The organism is Romboutsia sp. (assembly GCF_056995035.1).
Genome location: NZ_JBXKIW010000041.1, coordinates 46,869 through 73,327, shown reverse-complemented (window position 1 = coordinate 73,327; position 26,459 = coordinate 46,869). Strand labels below are relative to the sequence as shown.

At 30.0% G+C, this 26,459-nt stretch carries 27 protein-coding genes; 23 read left to right on the top strand and 4 right to left on the bottom strand.

Annotation, left to right across the window (positions count from 1 at the left end):
* Nucleotides 1–180: 180 nt before the first annotated feature.
* From AC11VW_RS04850 to AC11VW_RS04840, 3 genes are all read left to right on the top strand, one after another.
* Nucleotides 181–834, top strand: coding sequence for a pentapeptide repeat-containing protein (locus AC11VW_RS04850; protein ID WP_484300268.1), 654 nt, complete (start codon nucleotides 181–183; stop codon nucleotides 832–834).
* A gap of 94 nt (nucleotides 835–928) precedes the next feature.
* Nucleotides 929–2,305: an aldehyde dehydrogenase gene (locus AC11VW_RS04845; RefSeq protein ID WP_484300267.1), complete on the top strand. Its 1,377-nt coding sequence runs from the start codon at nucleotides 929–931 to the stop codon at nucleotides 2,303–2,305.
* Between the two features lie 140 nt (nucleotides 2,306–2,445).
* The gene (locus AC11VW_RS04840) at nucleotides 2,446–3,141 is read left to right on the top strand and encodes a DUF4397 domain-containing protein (protein WP_484300266.1); all 696 of its coding nucleotides are present in this window, start codon (nucleotides 2,446–2,448) and stop codon (nucleotides 3,139–3,141) included.
* Nucleotides 3,142–3,308: 167 nt separating this feature from the next.
* On the opposite strand, the gene AC11VW_RS04835 is transcribed toward AC11VW_RS04840, so the two are convergent.
* Nucleotides 3,309–4,667 (bottom strand): uracil-xanthine permease family protein, encoded by a 1,359-nt coding sequence (locus tag AC11VW_RS04835; RefSeq protein ID WP_484300265.1) that lies wholly within the window; start codon nucleotides 4,665–4,667, stop codon nucleotides 3,309–3,311.
* Nucleotides 4,668–4,761: 94 nt separating this feature from the next.
* Nucleotides 4,762–5,454 carry a cyclase family protein gene (locus AC11VW_RS04830; RefSeq protein ID WP_484300264.1) on the bottom strand — a complete coding sequence of 231 codons (693 nt, stop codon included), beginning with the start codon at nucleotides 5,452–5,454 and terminating at the stop codon, nucleotides 4,762–4,764.
* A 258-nt stretch (nucleotides 5,455–5,712) separates the two neighbouring features.
* On the opposite strand from AC11VW_RS04830, the gene ftcD reads away from it, so the two are divergent.
* The 13 genes from ftcD to AC11VW_RS04765 all read left to right on the top strand — a co-directional run bounded on the left by ftcD (nucleotide 5,713) and on the right by AC11VW_RS04765 (nucleotide 15,677).
* Nucleotides 5,713–6,657 carry a glutamate formimidoyltransferase gene (ftcD, locus tag AC11VW_RS04825; RefSeq protein ID WP_484300263.1) on the top strand — a complete coding sequence of 315 codons (945 nt, stop codon included), beginning with the start codon at nucleotides 5,713–5,715 and terminating at the stop codon, nucleotides 6,655–6,657.
* 11 nt (nucleotides 6,658–6,668) lie between these two features.
* Nucleotides 6,669–8,216, top strand: coding sequence for a dihydroorotase (locus AC11VW_RS04820; protein WP_484300262.1), 1,548 nt, complete (start codon nucleotides 6,669–6,671; stop codon nucleotides 8,214–8,216).
* A gap of 118 nt (nucleotides 8,217–8,334) precedes the next feature.
* Nucleotides 8,335–8,946 (top strand): cysteine hydrolase family protein, encoded by a 612-nt coding sequence (locus AC11VW_RS04815; RefSeq protein WP_484300261.1) that lies wholly within the window; start codon nucleotides 8,335–8,337, stop codon nucleotides 8,944–8,946.
* 88 nt (nucleotides 8,947–9,034) lie between these two features.
* Nucleotides 9,035–9,589, top strand: coding sequence for a UbiX family flavin prenyltransferase (locus AC11VW_RS04810; RefSeq protein ID WP_484300260.1), 555 nt, complete (start codon nucleotides 9,035–9,037; stop codon nucleotides 9,587–9,589).
* Between the two features lies 1 nt (nucleotide 9,590).
* Complete coding sequence (locus AC11VW_RS04805; protein WP_484300259.1) at nucleotides 9,591–10,931, top strand: UbiD family decarboxylase; 1,341 nt, start codon at nucleotides 9,591–9,593, stop codon at nucleotides 10,929–10,931.
* A gap of 39 nt (nucleotides 10,932–10,970) precedes the next feature.
* The gene (locus AC11VW_RS04800; RefSeq protein ID WP_484300258.1) at nucleotides 10,971–11,231 is read left to right on the top strand and encodes a BMC domain-containing protein; all 261 of its coding nucleotides are present in this window, start codon (nucleotides 10,971–10,973) and stop codon (nucleotides 11,229–11,231) included.
* Nucleotides 11,232–11,243: 12 nt separating this feature from the next.
* Nucleotides 11,244–11,630, top strand: coding sequence for a hypothetical protein (locus AC11VW_RS04795; protein WP_484300257.1), 387 nt, complete (start codon nucleotides 11,244–11,246; stop codon nucleotides 11,628–11,630).
* 11 nt (nucleotides 11,631–11,641) lie between these two features.
* Nucleotides 11,642–12,013, top strand: a complete 372-nt coding sequence (locus AC11VW_RS04790) for a BMC domain-containing protein (RefSeq protein ID WP_484300256.1) — start codon at nucleotides 11,642–11,644, stop codon at nucleotides 12,011–12,013.
* Nucleotides 12,014–12,052: 39 nt separating this feature from the next.
* Nucleotides 12,053–12,331: a BMC domain-containing protein gene (locus tag AC11VW_RS04785; RefSeq protein WP_484300270.1), complete on the top strand. Its 279-nt coding sequence runs from the start codon at nucleotides 12,053–12,055 to the stop codon at nucleotides 12,329–12,331.
* Nucleotides 12,332–12,335: 4 nt separating this feature from the next.
* A complete protein-coding gene (locus tag AC11VW_RS04780) occupies nucleotides 12,336–12,758 on the top strand; it encodes a hypothetical protein (protein WP_484300255.1) in 423 nt (140 codons plus the stop codon).
* A gap of 11 nt (nucleotides 12,759–12,769) precedes the next feature.
* Nucleotides 12,770–13,042, top strand: a complete 273-nt coding sequence (locus AC11VW_RS04775; RefSeq protein WP_484300254.1) for a EutN/CcmL family microcompartment protein — start codon at nucleotides 12,770–12,772, stop codon at nucleotides 13,040–13,042.
* 2 nt (nucleotides 13,043–13,044) lie between these two features.
* Nucleotides 13,045–14,850, top strand: a complete 1,806-nt coding sequence (gene ade / locus AC11VW_RS04770) for an adenine deaminase (protein WP_484300253.1) — start codon at nucleotides 13,045–13,047, stop codon at nucleotides 14,848–14,850.
* Between the two features lie 119 nt (nucleotides 14,851–14,969).
* Nucleotides 14,970–15,677: a flagellar brake protein gene (locus tag AC11VW_RS04765; protein WP_484300252.1), complete on the top strand. Its 708-nt coding sequence runs from the start codon at nucleotides 14,970–14,972 to the stop codon at nucleotides 15,675–15,677.
* Nucleotides 15,678–15,732: 55 nt separating this feature from the next.
* Here the strand turns inward: AC11VW_RS04765 and AC11VW_RS04760 are convergent, their stop codons facing one another.
* Nucleotides 15,733–16,983, bottom strand: coding sequence for an amidohydrolase family protein (locus AC11VW_RS04760; RefSeq protein WP_484300251.1), 1,251 nt, complete (start codon nucleotides 16,981–16,983; stop codon nucleotides 15,733–15,735).
* A 461-nt stretch (nucleotides 16,984–17,444) separates the two neighbouring features.
* Between AC11VW_RS04760 and AC11VW_RS04755 the strand changes: the two genes are divergently transcribed.
* Entirely contained in the window at nucleotides 17,445–18,299 is an 855-nt protein-coding gene (locus AC11VW_RS04755; protein WP_484300250.1) for a YitT family protein, read from the top strand.
* Between the two features lie 51 nt (nucleotides 18,300–18,350).
* Here the strand turns inward: AC11VW_RS04755 and AC11VW_RS04750 are convergent, their stop codons facing one another.
* Nucleotides 18,351–19,949 carry a peptide chain release factor 3 gene (locus tag AC11VW_RS04750; RefSeq protein WP_484300249.1) on the bottom strand — a complete coding sequence of 533 codons (1,599 nt, stop codon included), beginning with the start codon at nucleotides 19,947–19,949 and terminating at the stop codon, nucleotides 18,351–18,353.
* Nucleotides 19,950–20,311: 362 nt separating this feature from the next.
* Here AC11VW_RS04750 and AC11VW_RS04745 point away from each other — a divergent pair, with 362 nt between their 5' ends.
* From AC11VW_RS04745 to AC11VW_RS04720, 6 genes are all read left to right on the top strand, one after another.
* Nucleotides 20,312–21,169 carry an FAD binding domain-containing protein gene (locus AC11VW_RS04745; RefSeq protein WP_484300248.1) on the top strand — a complete coding sequence of 286 codons (858 nt, stop codon included), beginning with the start codon at nucleotides 20,312–20,314 and terminating at the stop codon, nucleotides 21,167–21,169.
* 88 nt (nucleotides 21,170–21,257) lie between these two features.
* Nucleotides 21,258–21,716 (top strand): (2Fe-2S)-binding protein, encoded by a 459-nt coding sequence (locus AC11VW_RS04740; RefSeq protein ID WP_484300247.1) that lies wholly within the window; start codon nucleotides 21,258–21,260, stop codon nucleotides 21,714–21,716.
* Nucleotides 21,716–23,860: a xanthine dehydrogenase family protein molybdopterin-binding subunit gene (locus AC11VW_RS04735; RefSeq protein WP_484300246.1), complete on the top strand. Its 2,145-nt coding sequence runs from the start codon at nucleotides 21,716–21,718 to the stop codon at nucleotides 23,858–23,860. The genes AC11VW_RS04740 and AC11VW_RS04735 overlap by 1 nt, the downstream gene beginning before the upstream one ends.
* A 188-nt stretch (nucleotides 23,861–24,048) precedes the next feature.
* The gene (locus AC11VW_RS04730; protein WP_484300245.1) at nucleotides 24,049–25,353 is read left to right on the top strand and encodes an NCS2 family permease; all 1,305 of its coding nucleotides are present in this window, start codon (nucleotides 24,049–24,051) and stop codon (nucleotides 25,351–25,353) included.
* A 178-nt stretch (nucleotides 25,354–25,531) separates the two neighbouring features.
* The gene (locus tag AC11VW_RS04725) at nucleotides 25,532–25,960 is read left to right on the top strand and encodes a MarR family winged helix-turn-helix transcriptional regulator (protein ID WP_484300244.1); all 429 of its coding nucleotides are present in this window, start codon (nucleotides 25,532–25,534) and stop codon (nucleotides 25,958–25,960) included.
* Between the two features lie 95 nt (nucleotides 25,961–26,055).
* Nucleotides 26,056–26,418, top strand: coding sequence for a carboxymuconolactone decarboxylase family protein (locus tag AC11VW_RS04720; RefSeq protein ID WP_484300243.1), 363 nt, complete (start codon nucleotides 26,056–26,058; stop codon nucleotides 26,416–26,418).
* Nucleotides 26,419–26,459: the final 41 nt, after the last annotated feature.

The following is a 26,459-nucleotide window of genomic DNA, read 5'->3' as shown; positions in this document are numbered from 1 at the left end:
CCTCCGCAACCAATAAAGTATAATAAAAACTCTTATATCTTTTGATATGGGAGTTTTTTATATGCTAAGTGTTTATATAAAATATAAGAATAAATATACTTATTTTGAGCAATAACATATAGAGTATATAAAATAAAACATAATAAACTAAAATAATAGATATTTTAGATGGAGGAAAAAATGGATATAAAGAAAACTGTAAATGATAAATTTAACTACAACAATATAAAGAAACTAAATAAGAATTTTATGTACAAAGACTTAAGAAGAAGCAATTGCTACAACTGTGATTTCTCAGGTTCAAACTTCAACTATGCAAGTTTTAGAGGAGCACAGTTTAAATCATGTGATTTCCACGAAGGTACATTTGAATCTGCAGAATTTGTTGCTACAAACTTAAAAAAGAGTAAATTTAAAAGTGCTAAGTTTGAAAATACAATATTTGATTCAGCTAACCTAGAGGGTGTAGATTTTAAAGGAGCAGAATTTAAAAATGTTATATTTGTAGGCACAGATATAAGTAAAGCTATAAATTTAAATTTATCTGATGATGTTAAGATATTTGATGAAATGCCAAAGTTAGAAGTTAGTAAATCTTTACAAAAAGCTGCAAAAGGTGCAATGAATAATAGCTTTGTAAAGGCTGCAAGAGTATTAGATACAAAAACAGGATCTGTTAGTCCTATAAGTATGATGATATTATTAGAAAACTTTGATGAGCAAACTTTAATAAAAGGATTAGGTATTATTGAAGAAAACTTAGATAAAGATTTCTGTACATTAAGCTATATAATTAAAACTTTACAAAAGTATCAAGAAGAAGGAATTCTTTAAGATTATAAATATATAAAACCGCGTTGAGATGCATTTCTCAATGCGGTTTTTGTTGTATAATTAAATATATAAGTAAAATTAGGAGATGGTTAATTTGAATAATTATGAAGAAATACTAAATAGTCAAAAAAAATATAAATCACAATTAGGAAATATAAGTATAAAAAATAGAATAGAATCACTACAAAATTTGAAAAAGACAATAAAAAAATATGAAGATGAAATAATAAACGCATTATATAAGGACTTAGGTAAATCTGAATTTGAAGCATATTCATCAGAAGTTGGATTTATATATAGATCTATAAACTATGCTATAAAGAACATTAAAAAATGGAGTAAAATAAAAAAAGTAAAAAATGATGTAGCGCAACTCCTAGGAAAATCATACGTTTACAATAGTTCGTATGGATGTGTGTTAATAATAGGTCCATATAATTATCCTTTCCAATTAAGTATAGAGCCATTAATAGGTGCACTTGCAGGAGGAAATACAGCAATTATAAAACCTTCTGAATTTACACCTAATGTAGAAAAAGTCTTAGTTAAAATAATAAAAGAAACCTTTGATAAAAATTATGTTGATATAATAACGGGTGATTACACCGTAAATAGTGAATTACTTGACTTACCTTTTGATTACATATTCTTCACAGGAAGTGTAAATGTAGGTAAAATAGTAATGGAAAAAGCAAGTAAGCATTTAACTCCAGTAACCTTAGAATTAGGTGGAAAATCACCTGTAATAGTTGATAATACTGCAAAGTTAGACGTGTCTGTTAAGCGTATAGTATGGGGTAAATTTAGTAATGCAGGGCAAACTTGTGTAGCACCTGATTATATTTTAGTACATGAAGATATATATGATCAATTCATACAAAAATCTAAAAATGTAGTTAAGGAATTTTACGCAGAGAATATAAAAGAAAATCGTGACTATGGAAGAATTATAAATGATAGACACATGAAAAGACTTAGCAACATACTACAAAAGGATAGTGAAAAGATAGTATTTGGTGGAGATATAGACGTTCAAAACAGATATATATCACCAACTATTTTAGGTAATGTTACATACTTAGATGAAGTTATGGAAGATGAAATCTTTGGCCCTATAATGCCAGTTATAAAATATAAAGATATGAAAGATATAGAATTTTACTTAAATAAGTATGAAAAGCCGCTTGCATTGTATGTATTTTCAGAAAATAAAAAGTTCAGTGAGAAAGTAATAAATGATTTTACTTTTGGTGGAGGATGTGTAAATGACGTTATAAGTCATGTTGCATCCCTATATCTTCCATTTGGTGGGGTAGGTAAATCTGGTATTGGTAAATACCATGGGCATAGTAGTTTTAAGACTTTTACTTATGAAAAGGGTATAGTCAAAAGATCATCTAAGATTGACATTAAGCTAGTATTTCCACCATACAATAAAAAAGTGGATTTAATAAGAAAAATTATGAAATAAAATACTTGAATTTACGTGAGTCATGATTTCGTGGAGTTAAATTACGGAGAATTAATGAAGGCATATCATAACAATTTTTATTTATATTCATATAATAATATTAGCGATACACTAATATTAAATAATAAGGATGTGTTTTTATGTTTTATAATCACCGTCAATTTACGGATTCGCAATTACCTGCTTGTTTAACTGCTCAATATTCATTTATTAGAGTATTTAATTCTTTAATTAAACCAGGAGCTTTAGATGTATATATGAATAATGAATTTTTATTAGCTAAAGATTTAAAAGCAGTACAAACTAGCTCTTATGTACCTGGAACAGGAGGAAAATATAGTATACAAGTTTATTTAGCTAATACTAAAGATAATCCTCTTCTTGAAGTTGATAATGTAGAAATAATAGGAGGTCAATTAATGACCATTGCAATTACAGGAGATTTAACTAATTTAAAACTAGTGCCGATAATAGACAATATTGAACAAGAACCAAAACCTAATAAATCAGTTGCTAGATTTTATAATTTAACTCCAGATTCACTGATATTTCTTATGGTATCAAGTGGATATAAATTAGCTAGAAAAGTAGAAAGTAACAGTGGAAATGAATATATGGAAATTCTTGCAGAAACTTACCAAGTAGTAGTTCTTCCATCAGATGGAATTGGTCAAATATTAAATACAGAGGTTAAGATGAATACAGAGAAAATATATACATTATATTGTGTTGGAACTTCAAATCCAGAATTAAAAAAACTTGGGTTAGGATATAATTTTCAAATCGTCCAGGTAGTAGATGGAAATACTATTATTAAAAAATGTACCTTTCAATAACATTTTTATATCTAATTATTAATAACAACAGTTGCCTCCAATGGATATATATAGTTGTTGGTGAAAATACTTTATTTAAAAAATATAATTGGAATTAAAATAGGGCTATCTCAAAATTTACAGAATGTATTTTGAGACACCCTCTTTAATATGTAAATAAAATTTTGCTATTTTTCTTCTTTTAAGCAAATATTAAGAAGTAGGGCAGCTATAGTACCAGTACTTATTCCAGATGCAAACAACATTTGTAGTGTATTTGGTAAATTAGATAACAAATCAGGTCTAGTAGTTATACCAAGACCTAAAGCAATAGAAACTGCTATAATAAGAAGATTTCTATTATTCATCTTAATACTACTTAAAGTTTTAATACCACTAGCAGCAACAAAACCAAACATTACAATACCAGCACCACCTAAAACTGGGTTAGGTATAGTTGCAACGATAGCTCCAAGTTTAGGAAATATTCCAAGTATCATCAGTAAAATACCAGCCATAATAACAACATGACGACTAGCAACTCTTGTCATAGGGATAAGACCTACATTTTGACTAAAGGTACTATTGGGACCTACACCCAAAAATCCTGCTATACAACTTCCAATACCATCAGATAAAACTCCACGGCTTAACTCCTCGCTAGTAGTTTCTTTTTCACAAGCCTGCCCTACAGCTATTAAACATCCAACTGTTTCTATAGTGGTTACTAAATAAGCAACTATAAAAGGAATAACGCTAATTATACTAAACTTAATCCCATGTTTTAAGATAAGAGGTATTCCTGGAAGGCCTATAAAAGAAGCTTCTTTTATAGGAGTAAAGTCAACAAATCCTAGAGAAATACAAACTAAGTAACCTATAAGCATACCAACAAGTATCGAAGCGGTACTAAAAATTCCTTTACCATACCTATTTAATAATACAACTATAATCATAACCATTAAAGATATGCTAATATTAGTTAAGCTTCCATATGTAGTAGATCCAACGCCACCAGCACACCAATCCATTGAAACAGGAATAAGTGTAAGTCCTATAAGTGTAATAACCGTACCAGTAACAACAGGTGGAAAAAATTTCATAAGTGGCTTTATAAATCTACTTAGAATCATTGGTATGAATGACCCAAGTATTGTAGCACCAAATATTCCGCCAACACCAATGGAACTACCAATGGTAATCGAAGGATCTACAAATGTAAATGTAGTCCCCATTATACAAGGAAGCCTTGCTCCTATTTTTCCAATCCCTTTAGATTGAATTATACTTGATAAACCGGCAACAAATATTGCAGCACTTACCATCATGGCAGCTGTGGAAACATCAAGACCTAAAGCACTACTAACAACTAAGGGAACAGCAACTATACCTCCAAAAGCTGCTACAATGTGTTGAAATCCTAGAAGTATAGAAAGTTGAAGGTTTGGTTTATCATTAATTTGATAAAGCAAACTAGAACTTCTTTCTTCTTTTATCGTTTGAGAAAAATCTTCTTTTATCATTTGAGAAGAATTACTTTTATTCATAATATTCCTCCTCAATATTAAATTTTACTAGTGATATATTAGTACCGATATTATAGTATAGGAACGTTAACTAAATTTAATGACACATTTTTAACTATTCTTCTAAAAGTGCAATTGCTCTTATAGGTGAACCAGAGCCGCCTCTTATTTTAAGGGGAAGTCCAAAATATAAAAATCTTTTGTTAACTACTTTATCTAAGTTACATAAGTTTTCCGTATTAGTTATATCATACTCTCCACAAATTAAGTGACCAGAAAAATCTAAATCATCAGGGTGATCTATTGCAGGTGCATCTACACCAATATTTACAACCCCACATTCAGCTAAGTATTTAGCACCTTCATAACTAAGTCCAGAGTACTGCGTCTGCCATTTATCAGTGCCAAAGTTTCTATCATAATGTCCGCTATACATTAGAACTATATCACCTTTGTTTATTTCTTGTCCTGATTTTGTTACTGCCTTTCTTATATCTTCAACTTCTATGTATCTACTGTAAGGAATGTGAGATAAATCTATACAAATGGCACTTCCAAAAAAGTACTCAAGAGTCATATTTTCAATAGTTTTACCACTTGGTTTATATTCCCAAACTGCATCACAGTGAGTACCACCGTGCTCACTTATAAGTAAATTTCTAGCAGAAAAACCTAGTGTTTTACTTCCTGTGTTTTCCATATTTTCCTCATGTGTCATGTTAGTCATTATAAAAGTAGGTTGATGCATAGGAAATACGGACATTCCTTGAAATATTTCTTGTGATAAATCAATAACTTTTAAACTCATAAATAAATTCCTCCTAAAAATTTTGTTTAATAAGTTATATTCATGAAGTTATGAAAATATAATTTATTAAACAAGCACATAAACAAAAATCTATTTATTAGAAAAATTGAAAAGGTTTTTTAGTATGTAGAAAATTATGTTTTTATACAGCAGCTAGTATTTCATGAAATTATAAATTTAGGATAAATGAAGATTTGCTTGTTTTAATAATTTATCTGCTTAAAAATTTGAAAATTAAATTATAAGGAGATAAGTGAAATGGAAAAGAAACAATATGTACTAGCAGTACCAAATTTCAGTGACGGAAGAAGAAGTAACGTTATAGAAAAGATAGTTGATGAAGTAAGAAAAGTTGAAGGTGTTAAACTAGTAAGTTATGAACCAGAACATGATTTTAATAGAACAGTTGTAACTTTCATAGGGCAACCACAACCTGTCAAAGATGCCTTAGTTAATATGGCAGCAAAATCTATAGAACTTATAGATATGAGAGAACATAAAGGCTCTCATCCAAGAATAGGGGCTCAAGATACCCTTCCTATATTCCCATTTAAAGATATAACAATAGAAGAATGTACACAATTAGCAAAAGAGATAGGAAAAGAATTACATGAAAAAACTAAAATTCCTGTATTCTTTGCTGGTGAAGCAGCAAGAAATGAAGATAGAAAAGCATTTGCGTACATAAGAGCAGGTCAGTATGAAGGTTTAAGAGATTTATTAAAAGAAAGTAAAGAAAATGAAGAAAGAGTAGCAGAATATGAAAATAGAAAACCAGATTTAAGTGTAGATGGATTACTTAGTGAAACTGCAGGAGCCACTATATGTAGTGCAGAATGTGATGGGCTTACTGCTTATAATATATTTTTAGGAACAGAAAATGTTCAAATAGCTAAAGAAATAGCTAAAGGTCTTAGAGGACCAAGTGGTGGATTTTCTACAGTAAGAGCTGTTGGAATAAAATTCCCTGAAAGAGAAGGAGTAGTAGTTTCAATGAACTTACTTGATTGTTCAAAAACTCCAATGCATAGAGCTTTTGAGTTTGTAAAAAGAGAAGCAGAAAGATATGGAGTTATGGTTACTGGAACTGAGCTTGTTGGACCTATAAAATTAGATTACATATTAGAAAGCTTTGAGTACTTCTTTAGATTAGAAGGATTCAAAAAGGAACAAGTTTTAGAAACTCATTTAATGGATATGTAGGGGGATAAAAAATGATAGATGTAATTATAAAAAATGCAAGAATACCTCAAGGTGATGATACAGTACTTACAAATATATTAGTTAAAGATGAAAAAATAGCAGGTTTTGTACATGATATAAATAATATAGATGCTAAAGAAGTTATAGATGCTAATGGGAACTTAACACTTCCAGGATGTATAGATTCTCATACACACTTTATGTATCAAGGATTTCCACATAGAGAAAACTTCTTAACAGGAACAGCAGCAGCAGCAACAGGAGGAGTTACAACTATAATAGATATGCCTTGTTGTTCAGTGCCATCTGTTAGAAGTATTGAACAACTTGAAACAAAGCTAGGTATATGTGGACCACAAGCAGTAGTAGATTACGCTATGTGGGGAGGAGTTACAGGAGAAGATGTTAGAGAAGGTTGGATGCACAATGTTCAAGAACAAGCAGATTATGGGGTAGTAGCTTTTAAAGTATACATGACTCCATCAGTTCCAACATATCCAAGAGTTACAGACCCTGAAATGTTTGAATGTTTCAAGGCAGTATCTAAAACTGGTCTTCCAATAGGAATACATGCAGAAAACTTTGCTATGTGTGATTTCTATGTAAATAAGTTTAGAGAAGAAGGAAGATTAGATGGACCAGCTTGGGCAGAAGCAAGAATGGAATTAGCTGAAAAAGTTGCTATAGAACTTGGAATAAGTTTTGCAGAAGCTAGTGGTGCTAGACTTCATATAGTACATATGAGTACTGGAATAGGAGCAAAACTTGTAAAAGATGCTAAACAAAGAGGTTTAAGTGTAACAAGTGAATCTTGTCCTCATTATTTAACATTAAATTATCAAGAAGCAATGACTAAATATGGACCTCTTGCAAAAATAGCTCCACCTCTTAGAACTAAAAAAGATAATGAAGAACATTGGCAAGGTATAAATGATGGAAGCATAGACTTTATAGCTACAGACCATGCTCCATATGAAATAGAAAGTGAAAAAGCTAAAGAAGGAATGAATATATGGACTTCATTCCCAGGAATCCCAGGTGTTGAAACTATGGTTCCTGTTATAGTAAGCGAAGGGTATAACAAAGGGAGAATATCTTTAAGCAAGTTAGTTGAAATATTAAGCACTAATGCAGCGAAACATTATGGATTATATCCCAAAAAAGGTGCTTTAAATATAGGGTCTGATGCAGACTTCACTATAATAGATTTAGATAAGCAGTGGACTATAGATCCAAAAACTATGGTATCTATGTGTGGATACACTCCACTTGAAGGAATGCAGTTAAAAGGCAAAGTACAAAAGACTGTAGTTAGAGGCAATTTAGTATACCAAGATGAAGAAGATGGAATTTTAGGTAGTTTAGAAAATTATGATGTGTTATTTAATAATCCAGATGAATTAACTAGTGGAGAGTACAAAGTAAGTTATAGAAAAGACCATCCAGAAGTTATAGTTGACCACGTTAAAGATATTAAAGGAATAATGGTTAAGCCTGGATTTGGTAAATTTACGAAGAGAGTACAAATAATGAAATTAGATAGAAAAATAACTTATTAAAATATAGATGGAATTGAACGGCGTGTCGTCAAAATTACTTCATGTCGATAACGATATGACACTCGTATACACTCGGTCATATCCGTTGCTTAAAATATAATTTATGGGGGGATATAAAATGCCAAGACATGGGATTGTTGTTATAGATATGTTAAATGATTTTGTAGGAGAGAAAGCTCCTTTAAGATGCCCAGGAGGAGAGCAAATAATACCTGATTTACAAAAATTATTTGCATGGGTAAGGGAAAGAAATGCAAGAGGTCTTGATGATATACAATTAATACACATACAAGAAGCTCATAGAAAAAATGATGCTGACTTTAGAGTAAGACCAGTTCATGCAGTTAAAGGAACTTGGGGTTCTGATTTTATAAAAGAATTATACCCACAAGGTGAGGAGTACACTATACCTAAGAGAAGACATAGTGCATTTGCTCACACCGATTTAGATTTATATTTGAGAGAAGAAAACTTAGACACAGTTGTAGTTGTTGGTGTTTGGACTAATGTTTGTGTAAGAAGTACTGCAAGTGATGCTTTATACAATGCTTATAAAGTTATAACTTTAAGTGATGGAGTACATTCTAAAAATGATGAAATGCATGAAGCAGGACTTAGAGATTTAAGTCTATTTACTAAGCTTATGAAAATAGATGAATATATAGAGTCTTGGGAAAAAGGAATTGATCCATGGGCTGGCGGTGGAGACAAAGAAAATAAAGTAGAATAATACATTTAATTAGGTAATTGCAAAATTTGTGTTTTGTAATTACCTAAAATTAAAAATAGATAAAACTTTAAATAAGAGGGGAAGTTTTATGAGAATTATTGTAGGAATATCAGGAGGAAGCGGTGCAATTTATGCACTTGGAATATTAGAGGCTTTAAGAGAGCTTAATATAGAAACTCATTTAGTAGTATCAAATATGGGAGAATATGTTGTAAACCATGAGTGCGGTGTTACTTTAGACGAGCTTAAAGAAATGGCTAACTACTACTATGAAAATCATGATTTAGCAGCAAAAATTTCAAGTGGGTCATTTAAAACTGATGGAATGATTATAGTTCCTTGTTCTATGAAAACCCTAGCAGGAATTACTATGGGCTATAGTGATAGTTTACTTACAAGAGCGGCTGATGTTTGCATTAAAGATAAAAGAAATTTAGTAATACTTCCAAGAGAAACTCCATTAAGTTCTATACACCTTGAAAATATGCTTAAACTATCTCAAATAGGAGTAACTATAATGCCTCCTACACCAGGATTTTATAATCATCCACAAGATTTAAGTGATATAGTAACTTCTATAGTTGGAAGAAGTTTAGACCAATTAGGCATAGAGCATAATTTACTACATAGATGGGGTGAGTAATATGGAAACTCAAATGTTAAGATACACATTAAATAAACTAGAAGAATTAGGATATACAAAAGTTTGTAATAAAAAAGTAAATCCTAAATTTGAATTAGGTGCAGTGTTGAGATATTTTGACAATGAAGTACCGATAATATTCAATAATATAGAAGGACATGATACTTCTTTAGTTGGTGGACTTTATGGAAATAGACAAATATTTTATGATCTAATGGATATGAATAAAGATAATAGAATATTTAAGTTTATGGATGCAATAGCAAATCCTAAACCTGTAAGAAAAAGTAGTACTGGCCCCATTAAAGAAAATGTTATAACTAAGAATATAGATATTTCAAAAATGTTTCCAATACCAACGTCACATGAAAGAGACTCTTCAAGCTTTATAACTTCTGGAATGCTTATAATTAAAGATCCAGAAACTAATGATACTCACATGGCAGTTCGAAGATTTCAAATAAATTCAAAAACAAATATAAGTGCATTAATATCTGGTGCATCTCCACATCTAAGAGAAATTATTAAAAAAAGTGAAGAAAATAATAAACCTATAGAATGTGCAGTAGTTTTAGGTTATGATGCGCAGTATTTAATAGCATCTCAAATAAGTTCTTCAAAATATGGACTTGATAAACATAAGGTATATAGCGCTTTAAAGGGAGAGCCATTAGAAGTTGTAAAATGTCACAGTGTTGATATAGAAGTACCTGCATACTGTGAAATAGTATTAGAAGGTCATATTGTTCCTAACAAAAAAGTAGTAGAGGGTCCTTTTGGTGAACTTATGGGATATTACGGGGCAGTAGCTCCAAATCCTGTAATGGAAATAAAAACAATAATGCATAGAGATAATAAAATATTTCAACATGCATTCCCTTGTAGAGAAGAACATTTATCAAATGGACTTATAAGAGAAGTTGAAATGTATAGCGCATTAAGTAGTATTGTAGATGTAGCTGATATAAATGTAACTGTTGGTGGGGGATGTAGACTTCATGCAATAGTTAGTATAAATAAAAAAAATGAAGGTGACGGAAAAAGTGCAATTCTTTCTTCCCTTGGAAGTAGCAAAGATTTAAAACATGTAGTGGTCGTTGATAGCGATGTTGATATATATAACTACAAAGATGTTGAATTTGCACTAGCATCTAGAGTACAGGCAAGTGAAGATGTAGTTATAATCAAAAATGCTTTAGGAAGTGGTCTTGAAGCATCTCATGTTTATAGAGGTCTTAGTGATAAAATGGGAATAGATGCAACAAAGCCATTGAATGTAGATTTATTTGATAGAGCAATAATCCCAAATTACGAGAATATAAATATAGATAATTATTTTTAAATAATAAAAGCTTAACCTACTTTAAGAGGGGTGAAAAATTTGAAGGCTTTAGGAATAGTAGAAGTGAAAAGTATGATAGGAGCAATACAAGCTGCAGATACGATGTTAAAATCTGCGGATGTAGAATTGGTTGATATAAACTTAGTAGGCTCAGGAATTGTAGCAGCAATAGTAAGGGGAGATGTTGCAGCAGTACAAGCTGCAGTTGAAAATGGACAGGAAAGTGCAAGGAAAATAGCAGAAATAATATCAACAAACGTAATAGCAAGACCTCATGATGAAGTAAGCAAAATTTTATAGGTGGTGAAATAAATGGCAAGTCCACTAGCTCAAACTATAATGAAGAATATATCAAAGAAAGCTCTTAATAAAAAAGATGATACATCGAAATATGATTGTATAGCTGTTAATAATATAAATAAAAAAGAAGAAGAGATGTTAAAAAGCATATTAGATAAAAATAACACTAAAATAAATTTAACTTCTTTAAAAAATAGTCAACTAAACAATAAAAGCAACAAAGTAATTGAAAATAAGGTGATTAAAAAATTAACTCAAAAAAGTGAGAATAAGATAAATAAAATAGAAATGAAAAGTTTAAAAAGCTTAGATAACAATTCAAATAACAACTCTGTAAAACAAAGCCCTAAAGATAAACAAAATAAAAATATGATTAGCTTAAAAGATTTAGCTAAATAAGGGGGATTACTATGAGAAAAGCCTTAGGGATGATAGAAGCAATAGGACTTACATCCGCAATAGCAGCATTAGATGCAGCAAGTAAAGCAGCAGATATTACGTTAGTTGGATTTGATAAGGTAATTGGGGTTGAAAAAGCAGTAAGCATAACTGTACATATAGCTGGAGAAGTAGCGGCAGTAAATGCAGCAGTAGAAGCAGGGGTTAATGCTGGAAATAAAGTAGGAAGAGTAGTTTCAAGTAGAACAATTGCAAGACCACACGAAGAAGTGGACTTTTTAATAAAAGAATTCAAGAAAAATTTGAAAGAAAAAGAATCTAAGAGAAAAGCAAAAATTAAAGAAGAAGACAAAGCAAACTCTAAGGAAAGTTCTGAAGAATAATATAAAAAATAAAAAATAATTAAAATTCAGGGGGTATAGATTATGGGGCAAGCATTAGGAATGATAGAAACTAAAGGATTAGTAGGAGCAGTAGAAGCAGCAGATGCTATGGTTAAATCTGCAAATGTAACGTTAATGGGATATGAAAAAATAGGATTTGGATTAGTAACTGTTATGGTAAGTGGTGATGTAGGAGCAGTAAAAGCAGCGGTTGATGCAGGAGCTGACGCTGCAAGAAATGTTGGAGAACTTCATTCAGTTCATGTAATACCAAGACCGCACTCTGAAGTTGAAAGAGTTATGTTAAGTAGAGATTAATTAAATGAAAAGTAAAAAAAGCTTAACTGAAAGTATCTTAAAAAAATTGAGTAGTAATATAAATCAAATTGATAATACAACAAAAACAATGCTAAAAGAATATGTAAAAAATAACATTACTAAAGAAAATAACTTAAAAGATAATAGCGAGGTTAAACTTGATAGCAATTCATTTATAATGGTTCCTATAAATCATCCTAAAATAAATGAAATTATAAAATTATTAAACAGTATACAAGAAGAAAAGAAAAGTATAGATAAATTAAATAAAGAAGAAAAAAAATTAGTAATAACTTTAAATGATATATTAAACTCTAAGGACGAAAAATTAATCACACCAAGAAATTCTATAATAACTCCAATGGCTCGTGACTATATAAAACAAAAGAAAATAGAAGTAATCTTTGATGAAAATAAAGATGAATAGGAGAAAAACATATGCAAATAGGAAAGATAATAGGTACGGTAGTAGCAACGAGAAAAGATGATACCTTATTAGGAAGCAAGTTAATGATAACTCAACCACTAAATTTCAAAAAAGAATATTCTGGTAAACCATTAATTGCAGTAGATACGGTTGGAGCAGGAATTGGAGAAGTAGTTATATATACAGAAGGAACAGCAGCTAGAAATGCAGCTAAAAAACGCGATTCATCAATAAATGCTGCAATAATTGGGATAATCGATAATATAGACGTATGGGAGGATTAACCTTGAAATATATAAAACAAGCAATGGAATACAAAGAGTTGATAGATACTCTTATGAGTAACAAATACTATGCAGATGTTGTTTTGTATGGGGGGAATGTAGTAAACGTACTAACAAGAGAAGTTTATACAGCAGACATTGCTATAAAAGGAAAGCACATATTACTTGTTGGAGACTGTGAAGATTTAATAGGAGAAGATACTGTTGTTGTAGATGTAGCCGATAAGTATCTAACACCAGGATTTATAGACTCTCACATGCACTTTGAAAGTAGTATGCTTACAGTAACAGAGTTTTCAAGACTTTCAATACCATCAGGAACAACTACATTAATAGCAGATCCACACGAAATAGGAAATGCACTAGGACCAGTCGGAATGAAAGCCATGGCAGATGAGGCAAATCATGTGCCTAATTATGTTAGATTTGTAGTACCAGCACTTACTCCAGATTGTCCAAGTTTAGAAACTGCTGGTGTTGATGTAAATTCTAAAGATATGGAAGATTTACTAAACTATAAAAATATAATAGGAATAGGCGAACTTCAAGGATTTAGTAATGCAAAACATGTATATAAAAATACTCCTGAAGTAATAACTGACTTATTAGCATCAACTACATATGCAAAAAGTATAGGAAAAGTAGTAGATGGAAATGCACCAGATTTATATGGAAAAGAACTTGCAGCTCATATAGTATGTACTGGGGGAAAATGCTCTTGTCATGAAACTACTACAAAAGAAGAATGTGTAGAAAAGTTAAGACAAGGTGTGTATGTATTTATGAGAGAAGGCTCTACTCAAAAGAATATGGGTGAATGTATTAAAGCTATAACAGAAGAAAAATTAGATTCTAGAAGATGTATACTAGCAACTGATGATATGGTTGCTGAAGACCTTGAAAAATTAGGACATATGAATGAAATAGTAAAAAGAACTATAAAGCAAGGTGTAAATCCTGTTGAAGCAATACAAATGGTAACTATAAACCCTGCAACATACTTTAATCTTGAAGATAGAGGAGTATTATCACCATCTAAGGTAGCTGATATAGCTATAATAAATGATCTAGAGGAAATGGATGTTGAGGCTGTATTTATAGAAGGTAAATTAGTTGCATCAGAAGGTGAACTTTTAGTAGACTTACCAAAATACACTTATCCTAATACTGTTAAAAACTCTGTAAAAAGAGAGAAATTAGTGGAATCTGATTTAGAAATAAGAAGTGATAAAAAAGAAGTAGCTGTTAGATGTATTAAGGCTATACCAGACCAAAACTTAACTGAAAGTTTAGAAGAAGTAGCAAATGTTAATAGAGGTGTAGTAGAAGCAGATGTATCTAACGATTTATTATATATAGCTTGTGTTGAAAGATATGGAAGAAATAATAATATAGGTAAGGCATTTGTAAAAGGATTTGGGCTTAAAAAAGGTGCTTTTGCAGAAAGTGTTGCCCATGACACTCATAATATAACTGTTGTTGGAACTAACATAACTGATATGGTGGTTTCAGTAAATAAAGTTATAGAAATGGGTGGAGGAATAGCAGTTGTAAATAATGGTAGAGTGTTAGATGAATTAAGACTTCCAGTTGGAGGGCTTATAACTGATGAACTTACTGGTAGTGAGGTAAGTGAAAAGATAGTAAGTTTAGAGAAAACTGTTAGTAAAGATTTAGGAGGTACTATACATGCACCATTTATGCATTTATCTTTCTTAGCGTTATCAACAAGTCCTAAGTGGAAGATAACTGATAAAGGATTAATTGATGTCAATACTTTTAAAATATTAAGTCCTATAGTTGAATAATGATTGAATATTAATAAAAAAATGACTTCTTTATAAGTCATTTTTTTATGGTATAATTTTAATATAATGTATACAATATATTAAAGGTGGTTATATAAATACGAAAGAGGGGGGATAAAGTGATATTTAACTTATTTAAGAATAAATCGTCAAAATATAAGGAAAAAGCTATAGAAAAATCCATAAATAAGTATACACCAATATTAGAAGAGGATATAGATTTGGTGGTACATATAAGTTATCATAATAAGATATATACAACATACGCAGAAAGTCTGCATAACAGAGAAGTGGTTTTTAGATGCCCTGTTGATGAAGAGAATATTATTAGATATAAATTGGGTAAAATTATTGAATTAGAATTTGTAAGCTACACGGGATTATATACAACTGAAATTTATATAACTGAAAAAATAATAAAAGATGATATTATATATTATAAAGGTAATATTAATTCTACTATAGAGAAAAAACAAAGAAGAGATAATTTTAGATTACCTATAAACTTAGATGTTAGTTATACATTGCCATTAAGTGAATCAAAAATATATAGAGGTAGTACTAAAAATATAAGTGTAGGTGGTATGCTTATGGAAAGTAACGAGCACTTATATAAAAATAAAAAAATTAAAATAACATTTGAGCTAGATAATAGAATGTATAGAGTAAGAAGTACAATAATAAACAAAAGAACAAACCTTACAAATGGTAAGTATCTGTATCATATAAAGTTAGATGATTTAAATAATAGACAAAAAAGAGAAATATATCGATTTATATTAGGTAAACAAAAAATAGAACTTAGAAGAAATGCTGGAATGTACTAAAATTATGCTAATATATAGCAAAGTAGTCTAGGAATATATTTCCTAGACTACTTTGCTATATCAATTTTCCACTTACATATCTATGGTAAATATGTCTATCATCCCCTAGATAAATAAATCTTTCTAATCTTTCAACTAGACTATAATTATCAAAATTAAGTTCAGAATCATCTATAACAAGAGCATCAAATTCATAATCTTTTTCAAAACTTCCAACATTTCCAAAGAAAGAACCGCCACCTTTAGTAGCTATATAAAATGCCTCACTAAGGCTTAAAAAATCATATTCTTTATTTTGTGCCCATAGAAGCTTAGAAAACTCTATAGCATAAACCATAGTTTTAAATATTGAAAAACTATGACCACCGCTTATATCACTACCAAAGCCTAGTTTAACATTATGGTTTATAAGTTTTCTTATAGGCATTATTCCACTAGCTAAGTTAGCATTTGAAGTAGGGCAATGAATGCCATATACATTTTTATTTTTCATAAGCTCGATTTCATCATTTGTCAAATGAATGCAATGAGCCATAAGTGTAGGAGTGTCTCCAAATAAATTACACTTATCATAAATATCGCCATAAAACTCAGAATTTGGATGAAGCTCTCTTACCCAATTTATTTCACCTATATTTTCTGATAAATGAGATTGTACAGGTAAATTAAATTTAAGTGCTAAGTTACCAAGAGATTTTAATAAATCCTCGCTACAAGTAGGTACAAATCTAGGTGTTATTATAGGCTTAACTAAATCGGATTTGTTTAGATATTCTTTAATTATTTCCAAAGTATCATTAACAGATTCATTAGTTTCTTCACAGAGGCTAGCACATGAATTTCTATCCATATTTACCTTACCAACATAAGCACCAAGACCATACTCTATAAAAAGGTCCATTAACTTCATTGTAGATTCTTTATGTATAGTTGCAAATGCAGCTACTCTAGTGGTTCCATTTTTATATATTTCTTTGACGAATCTAGAATACATCTTTTCGCCATAATTAACATCTTTATATTTAGATTCCTCAGGAAATGTATAATCATTAAGCCAAGGAAGTAATTCCTTGTCCATGGCTAGACCAATATTTCTAAATTGAGAGGCATGGCAATGCAAATCATTCATGCCAGGGATTATTAATTTGTCTGTATAATCTATTAATTCATAATTTTTGAATTTCCTAGGAAATTTTTTGGAAATATCAACTATTTTGTTATTTGATAAAACTATGTATCCATTTTCTATAATTTCAAAATTATCATATGTAGGGGTGAAAATTATATTTCCTTTAATAACCTTCATAAAACACCTCTCTAAAAATATTAATATATTTAACATTAATATATATATGAATAATGCTAAATATATATTCAATTAGTAAATTGGGAATAAAGTATTTATTTATCAATATAGACTTTATATTCTATAAATATTCATACAAATATGATATTTATGTTTGAAATATTCGTATGTAGACGAAGAAATATATTTACATAGGCTACAAAAAAACATAAAGATTAATTTATTAGAGGAGATTTTGGAAAATATATTTATGCCGTTAATGAATTAACATAAAGGGGGTGTATTAAAAAAAAGTATAAATTAGAAAAATTGAATATTTTAATATATAATATAAAATAAAGGTGTATACTCGCCTATTTCATACATTAAAATCTTATAAAGTTGACTAATTAAAAAAATATTAAAAAAATAGTCTAATATATATATACACATATATAAATATTAAATAAGGAATGATGAATATGAACAAACAAAAAAATACCGCACTCAATATTAGTAAAGTTTTTTTTATGATGTTAGGTGCAGCACTTGCATCAGTTGGACTTGAAATCTTTTTAATACCTAATAATGTAATAGATGGTGGAATAGTAGGAATCTCAATAATAACTAGTTACTTTACTAAACTTCCTCTTGGTTTATTTACATTTATACTCAATATACCTTTCTTTATAATAGGGTATAAGCAAATAGGAAAAACATTTGCTATTTCGACTCTATTTTCTGTAATATGTTTTTCAATAGGAGTATCTATACTACATCCAATTCCAGGGATAACTGAAGATATATTTTTAGCAACAGTTTTCGGAGGTATTATATTAGGAATAGGGGTAGGACTTATAATACGTAATGGTGGATCTATAGATGGAACTGAAATTGTTGCAATAATGTTGGATAGAAAATCACCTTTTTCTATAGGAGAAATAGTAATGTTTTTTAATGTATTTATATTAGGTGGATCAGGATTTGTTTTCGGATGGGATAGAGCTATGTATTCACTTATAGCATATTTTATAGCTTATAAGGCTATAGACGTTACGGTTGAAGGATTAGATGAATCAAAAGCTGTATTTGTAGTTTCAGAAAAATATACTGATATAGCTTCTGCTATATCATCAAGACTTGGAAGAGGAGTAACTTTACTTGATGGTCAAGGAGCTTACAAAGGTGAATTGACAAAGGTAATTTATATTGTTGTATCGAGACTTGAAATTGCCAAATTAAAATCTATAATACATGGATTTGATGAGGATGCTTTGGTAACTGTAGGAAGTGTAGAAGCATCAGGTAAGAGATATGGAAAAAAGGCAATACATTAATGCATAAAATAAACCACGATGTGATATCGTGGTTTATTTTTATAATTAATTTTATAAAGAAGTTTCTCTTAAGACTAAATTTTTGTTTCTCTCAGTTATATGTCCAATAGACCATTCATTTTGGAATAATAATACTGGATTTCTATTTTTATCTTCAACTAGTATTGTATCCATTGTCATTGAAAAGTTATCAGATTTAAAAGTATCAGCTTCAATCCAACGTATATAACGGTAAGGTAATGTGCTCATTAGCATATCAACTCCATATTCTTGTTTTAGACGATATTCTAGAACTTCGAATTGGAGAACTCCAACTACTCCTATAATAGGTTCTTCCATACCAAAATTAGGTTGTTTGTATATCTGTATAGCACCTTCTTCTGATAATTGTGTAAGTCCCTTTAAAAACTGTTTTCTTTTAAGAGCATTCTTTGTAGATACCCTTGCAAAATGTTCAGGAGCAAATTGTGGTATACCAGTGTATTCTAAATTTGATTGCTTTTCACTTAATGTATCACCAATATTGAATATTCCTGGATCGTGTATCCCTATAATATCACCAGGGTAAGCTGAATCTATTATAACACGGTCTTGCGCTACAAACTGTTGAGGTTGTGCAAGCTTAACCTTTTTATTTCTTTGTACATGAGTTACTGTCATACCTTTTTCGAATTTACCAGAGCAAATTCTCATAAATGCAATTCTATCTCTATGAGATTTATCCATATTGGCTTGAATTTTAAATATAAATCCTGAGAAATTATTTGATTCAGGATCAATATCACCTAAATTACTGCTACGAGGCTTTGGAGGTGGTGTTATTTCTAGGAATGACTCCAAAAATGGCTCTATACCAAAGTTAGTAAGGGCACTTCCAAAGAATACAGGTGTCAATTCACCATTTAGTATTTGATCTAAATCAAAATTATCCCCAGCAATATCTAAAAGTTCAATATCATTTAGTAGTTGTTCATGAAGAGCATCACCTAATAAAGTATTAAATTTTTCATCAGATATATCTCCAGTTGTAGACTTAGCAATAGCTTGTCCATGGTTACCATCATTAAATAGCTCAACTTGATTTTTGTGACGGTTAAACACACCTCTGAACTCTTTACCAGAACCAATTGGCCAGTTTACTGGACAAGAGCGAATTCCTAGAACATTTTCAATATCTTCAAGTAGCTCAAATGGATCCTTTCCTTGACGGTCCATTTTATTGATAAAAGTGAAAATTGGTATTCCTCTCATTTTACAAACATGGAATAGTTTTTTTGTTTGATCTTCAACACCTTTAGCCGAGTCAATAACCATTACTGCACTGTCCGCTGCCATAAGGGTTCTATAAGTGTCCTCACTGAAATCTTGATGCCCTGGAGTATCAAGAATATTTATACAAAAGTTATTGTATTCAAATTGAAGAACACTTGATGCAACAGATATTCCTCTTTGCTTTTCAATTTCCATCCAGTCAGACACTGCATGTTTTTGAGACCTTCTTGATTTAACAGATCCTGCTTCACGAATGGCACCACCATATAATAGAAACTTTTCAGTTAATGTAGTTTTTCCTGCATCGGGATGAGAAATGATTGCAAAGGTTCTTCTTCTTCGAATTTCATTAATCAAACTTAAGTTTTGTTCTGTCATTTTTTATCACCCTTTATTTTAATTTTATAATTATCCAAATATAAAAAAGTCTTCAATTTAAAATTTATAAGGAAGACTTTCTTGAAGCACATATACGAAGATTATATTTATTAAAAGTTTTAAAATGAATATAATTTCCTATGTGCTATAAAAAAGCTCTAACCTATTGATATTATAACTTTATTGAACAACTGTCAATATAGAAGCTAACTAAATTATAGATAACAATATTTGGATTTATATGGTTTATAGTATATTAGATAACTAATTATATCTAATAAATGTAATAGACAAATTTAAAAATTCATATTATTAATTAAGTGAAAATTTAAAAAATACCTTTTTTACCTTGGAGGAAAAATATGATTAAAGAAGTATATAAAGCAAAAAACTTCGATGAAGCACTGAATATACTTGAGATTAAAAAATCAAGGGCAAAAGTCATAGCTGGTGGAACTGACTTAATTGTTGAAATCAGAAATAATAAATTAGAAAAAGAAGTTTTGATTGATATTAGCGATATAGAAGAACTTAAGATCATAAAAGAAAAAGGAAATACTATAAAAATAGGTGCATGTACAACATTTAATGACATTATAAACTCTGATATAATTAGTAGCAATTTATATGGATTAAAAAAATCATCAAGCCTTGTAGGTTCTCCACAAATAAGAAGTAGAGCAACTATAGGTGGAAATATATGCAATGCCTCTCCTAGTGCTGATTTAATACCACCACTTTTAGCTTTAGAGGCTATAGTGTGTATACGAAGTAAGAATTACAAAAGAAAAGCATACTTAAAAGATATACTATTAGACAAAAATCATATTGATTTACATACAAATGAAATTTTAACGTATATAGAATTTGAAAAACCAAATCAAAATCAAGCCTTATCATTTATTAAACTAGGATTTAGAAAGTCACTATCCATATCTAAAATATCAAGTAGCGTTTTATTAGAAATAGAAGAAAATAAAATCAAAAATATAAACATAGCACTAGGTGCTTTAAGTAAAACTGGGATAAGAGAATATGAAGTTGAAAAGTATTTAACTGGAAAAACTGTTGAAGATAAAAATATAAACAAAGCTTTAGATATGTTACAAGATAATATAAGTGAAAACTTAAAAAATAGAAGTAGTGGGGAGTTTAAATCACAGGCTGTAAAAGGTGTGGTAAAAGAAGCTATATATGAAGGAATAAAATTATTAAGGTAACCACAATGAAATTATTGTTATAAGAGAAAATACAAGAAATATTAAGATTTAATTACAAAATTGAGTAAATATATTGAGGGGGAACGTTTTGAAAAATATAAGTTTAAATATAAATGATATTATATACAATGTTGATATAAAAGAAGATGACAGGCTTATAGATGTACTTAGAGATAAGCTTAAACTAACTGGAACAAAGGAAGGCTGTGGTGAAGGTGAGTGTGGAGCTTGTTCTGTCATTATGGATGGTGATTTAGTTAATTCTTGCCTGGTACTAGCATTTCAAACAGATGGTAAAAAAATAACAACTATTGAAGGTGTAAAAGAAGAATATCTAAAACAAGCATTTATTGATGTAGGGGCTGTTCAATGCGGATTTTGCACACCAGGTATGATACTTAGTGGAAAATCTATATTAGATAAAAAAGTTTCTCCAAGTAAACAAGAGATAAGGCAAAGTATATCTGGCAATTTATGTAGATGTACAGGATACAATAAGATTGTTGATGCTATACATTTAGCATCTAAGACAAGGGGAGAGAATTAGTGAAAGTCGTTGGTAAAAATATAAAAAGAATAGATGCTTATGATAAAGTAAATGGTAAAGCTATTTATCCGCAAGATATATACTTTGAAGATATGCTTTATGGAGAAACTTTAAGGTCTAGCAAAGCTCATGCGTATATAGATATTGATATAAATAAAGCTAAAGAAATAGAAGGCGTTGTAAAAATATTTACAGCAAAAGATGTACCATACAATCATCATGGTGTTGTATTTAAAGACCATGAAGTATTTTGTGATAAAAAGGTAAGAAGGATAGGAGACCCTATAGCGTTTGTAGTAGCTAACTCTAAGGAAGCTGCAAAAGAAGCTATAAATCATATAAAAGTAAACTATCAAGAAATAGAGGGAGTGTTTGACCCTATAAAAGCAATGGAAAAAAATTCAATAAAAGTACACGACAATGATAGTAATATAGTACATCATTTTAAACTTAGAAATGGAGATGTAGATAGAGCATTTGAAGAATGTGATGTAATAGTTGAAAATGAATATAAAGTTCCTCAAGTTGACCATGTGTTTTTACAACCTGAAAGTGGAGTGGCAAAACTTGATGAAGAAGGCAATATTGTTTTATACACAGCAACTCAATATCCACACTTTGATCAAATAGAAATAGCAGAAGCACTTAAGATAGATAAAGAAAAAGTAAGAATAATAAATTGTGCTGTTGGAGGTGCCTTTGGAGGAAGAGAAGATATTACAATGCAAATACATTTGTCCCTTGCAGCCTACACTTTAAAAAAGCCAATCAAAACAACCTATTCTAGAGAAGAATCATTTATAGCACACTCTAAAAGGCATTCAATGATTATGAAATATAAAACTGGAGCAACTAAAGACGGAAAATTAAAAGCATTAAAAGCTACTATTATAGGAGACACAGGAGCTTATGCATCTTGGGCAATAAATGTACTTAGAAAAGCAGGAGTACATGCAAGTGGACCATATGAAATAAAAAATGTATGGGTAGATAGTTATGCAGTATATACAAATAATCCATTTAGTGGAGCTATGAGAGGATTTGGAGCAACACAAGTTCCAATAGCTCATGAGAGGCAGATGGATATATTAGCGAGTAAACTAAACATGGATCCAGTACAATTTAGACTTAAAAATATATTCAAAAAGGGAAGCAAAACAGCTACTAATCAAGTATTAACAGAAAGCGTTCCACTTGAAAGATGTATAGAAGCAGTTAATAAAAATATGGATCTTAGCAAAAAAGGATGCGGTATAGGAATAATGTTTTATGGAACGGGATATGGAAATGGATTCCCAGATGTTTCAAATTCAAAAGTTAAAATAAATAAAGATGGGAAGCTAGAAATATATGTTGGAGCAACGGAAGTAGGTCAAGGTGCAAAAACTATAATGAGCCAAATAGGAGCGCAAGTGTTAAGTATTAATGTAGAAGATGTAATATTTATAAATGAAGATACATCAATAACACCAGATTCTGGAACAGCTGCTGCAAGCCGTCAAACATACAATACAGGAAATGCTATAAAAATAGCTTGTGAAAAATTAAGAGATGAAATAAGCAAAGTATACGATATAAAAAATTGTGATTTAAGAGAAGTTTATAAAGCTATGGATAAAAAACTTTTAATGAAAGAAGCATCATTTACAGCATACTCAACAATGATGGATGAAGAAACTGGAATTGGAAATCCATACTGGCCATACACTTTTGGCGCATGTGGAGTACAAGTAGACGTAAATGAAGAAACAGGCGAAGTCAATATATTAAATGCAGTAGTAGCACAAGATGTAGGAAAAGCAATAAATCCTAATTTAATAGAAGGTCAGATAGATGGAGGATTTGCTATGGGTGTTGGATATGCTTTAATGGAAGATTTAAATGTTGTGAATGGAGCTATAAAACACAACAAGCTATCAAAATACCTTATACCAACATCACTAGATACAATTGATTTTAAAAAGATAATAGTAGAAGATGAAGAAAGCTCTGCACCTTTTGGAGCTAAAGGAATAGGAGAACCTGTTATGGTGTATGTAGCCCCTGCAATTTTAAATGCAATATACAATGCAATTGGAGTTAGAATAAACGAATTACCTGCAACACCTGATAAAATACTTAAAGCAATAAAATCTTCTATATAGATTTGACGGAAGTTTATGGATCCTAAAAAATTAATATTTATAGTTTCTTAGGATTATAAATAAAATACAAGTTGTTTAGTTAAATTTAAAAAAAGGAATCATATATATAAGTAAGCTAACTTAAATAATTCGTTTATAGGGGTTCAATAGAAGTATAGCAAAATAAAATGAGGAGGAATCTTGTGTATATGGAGCTTCTAGAGAAAAGATTTAAACTCACAGAATACAATACTAATGTAAAAACTGAAATACTAGCAGGAATTACAACTTTTATGACTATGGCTTACATACTTGTTGTAAATGCTAATATTTTAGGTGATGCAGGAATGGATAAAAGTGCAGTATTTGCAGCAACGGCAATCGCTGCATTTATAGGAACTATGCTTATGGGATTGCTTGCAAATTACCCAATAGCACTAGCACCAGGTATGGGACTAAATGCATTCTTCGCTTATACTGTAGTTATATCTATGGGACATAGCTGGCAATTTGCTTTATGTGCTGTATTTATTGAAGGTATAATCTTTATATTACTAACACTTACAAACATACGTGAAGAAATAATAAACTGCATACCTTCACTTTTAAAACATGCAGTTACAGCAGGTATAGGATTATTTATTGCATTTATAGGGCTTGTTAATACAGGAATAGTAACATCAGGTGGAGCAATATTAACTCTTGGAAGCATGAAAACACCTTTAGTACTACTTTCAGTATTTGGTCTTATAATAGCAGCAGTACTTATGTGTAAAAATGTTAAAGGTGCATTTTTACTATCTATGATAGTAACAGCAGCTGTGGGAATGTTTTTTGGATTAGTAGAACTTCCAAAAGCTGTAGTATCAAGCATCCCATCTTTAGAACCAGTATTTTTAAAGGCATTTTCAGTTGAAAAATCACAAATATTTAGTTTAGATATGTTTGTAGTGGTATTTACCTTCTTATTTGTTGACTTATTTGATACAGTAGGATGTTTAGTTGGAGTTGCATCAAAGGGAAATCTTTTAAATGAAGATGGAACATTGCCTCGTGCTAAGCAAGCTTTACTTGCAGATGCAATAGGAACAACAGTAGGAGCACTTCTTGGAACTTCTACAGTTACTTCTTATGTTGAAAGTTCAGCAGGAATAGCAGAAGGAGGAAGAACAGGACTTACTGCAGTTACTACTGGATTTTTATTCTTGATGTCTTTATTCTTTGCACCAATATTTACAGCAATACCTCCTCAAGCAACAGGACCAGTTTTAATATTAGTTGGGGTATTAATGGCAAGTTCAGTTCTTGAAATAAACTTTAAAGATCCAACAGATGCAATACCTGCATTTTTGACATTTACTATGATGCCACTTGCTTATAGTATAGCTGATGGTATTATATTTGGTATAATATCTTATACTATACTTAAGCTTATTTGTGGGCAAAGAGAAAAAGTAAATTTATCACTTATAATTTTAAGCATATTATTTGTACTAAAATTTGTATTCTTATAAGATAAATAAGTCTCCTTTAATATGATTTATATTGAAGGGGACTTTATTTATTTAATACAAATATAGAAAAAAATATCTTTATACAATATAATTAAATTATAAATTTAAAAAATAAGTTGATAAAAAATGCAAATACTTTTACATACATATAGTGAAGTTATAATAGGAAGGTGAACTTATGTTTAATTTAAATTATTGTGTGGGATTTATAACAAATAAATATAATAAAGAGATTACAGAAGCTTTTAATGAAAGAGTTTTAAATCATGGTATAACTAGAGTACAATGGATAGCTCTATATTATATAGGAGAAAATGAAGGTATTACTCAAAAACAATTAGCTCAAATAGTAGACTCAAAAGAATCTTCAATTGTTAGATTAATAGATAGAATGGAAAAAGAAGATATAGTTAAAAGAGAAAAAGATTGTAGTGATAGAAGAATTACAAAGCTATATTTAACTGAAAAAGGAGTACAAAAAAGAGAAGAAATACTTCCTATAGGAAAGAAATTTTCAGATGATAGCATAAAAGGAATAAAAGAAGAAGATTTAGAAATTTTGAAAAATGTATTAAATAAAATAGTAAAAAATTTAAAAAATAATTAAAAATAAGTTTACATAAGCACTGTAAGGTGCTACACTTTAATTAAATAGTTGCTATGCTAATTATATGTATAGCATATAATTAAGGGGGATTAATCATGAAAAAAGATGTAAGAGGAATGTTAAACGAATTTACACAGGGATTAGAAGCTGTAAGTGAAACTAATAAGGCGAATGTTAATGCATTTATGCGCCTTTTAAGCACTGGATATAAAGAAGGAGCTTTAACTACTAAGACTAAAGAGCTTATGAGTGTTGCAATAGGAGTATACAACCGTTGTGAATACTGTATAGTTTATCATGTTTATAAATCTTTAGAATTAGGGGCTACAAGAGAAGAAATAATGGAAGCAGCTATGGTTGCAGTTGGATTTGGGGGAGGTCCTTCCATGGCATATAGCGTAACTTTATTAAAAGACAGTATAGATGAATTTGAAAATGATTTCAAAGAAACTAATTAATATTATAATAAAAAAAACAATCAAGTAATGATAAAGCTAGG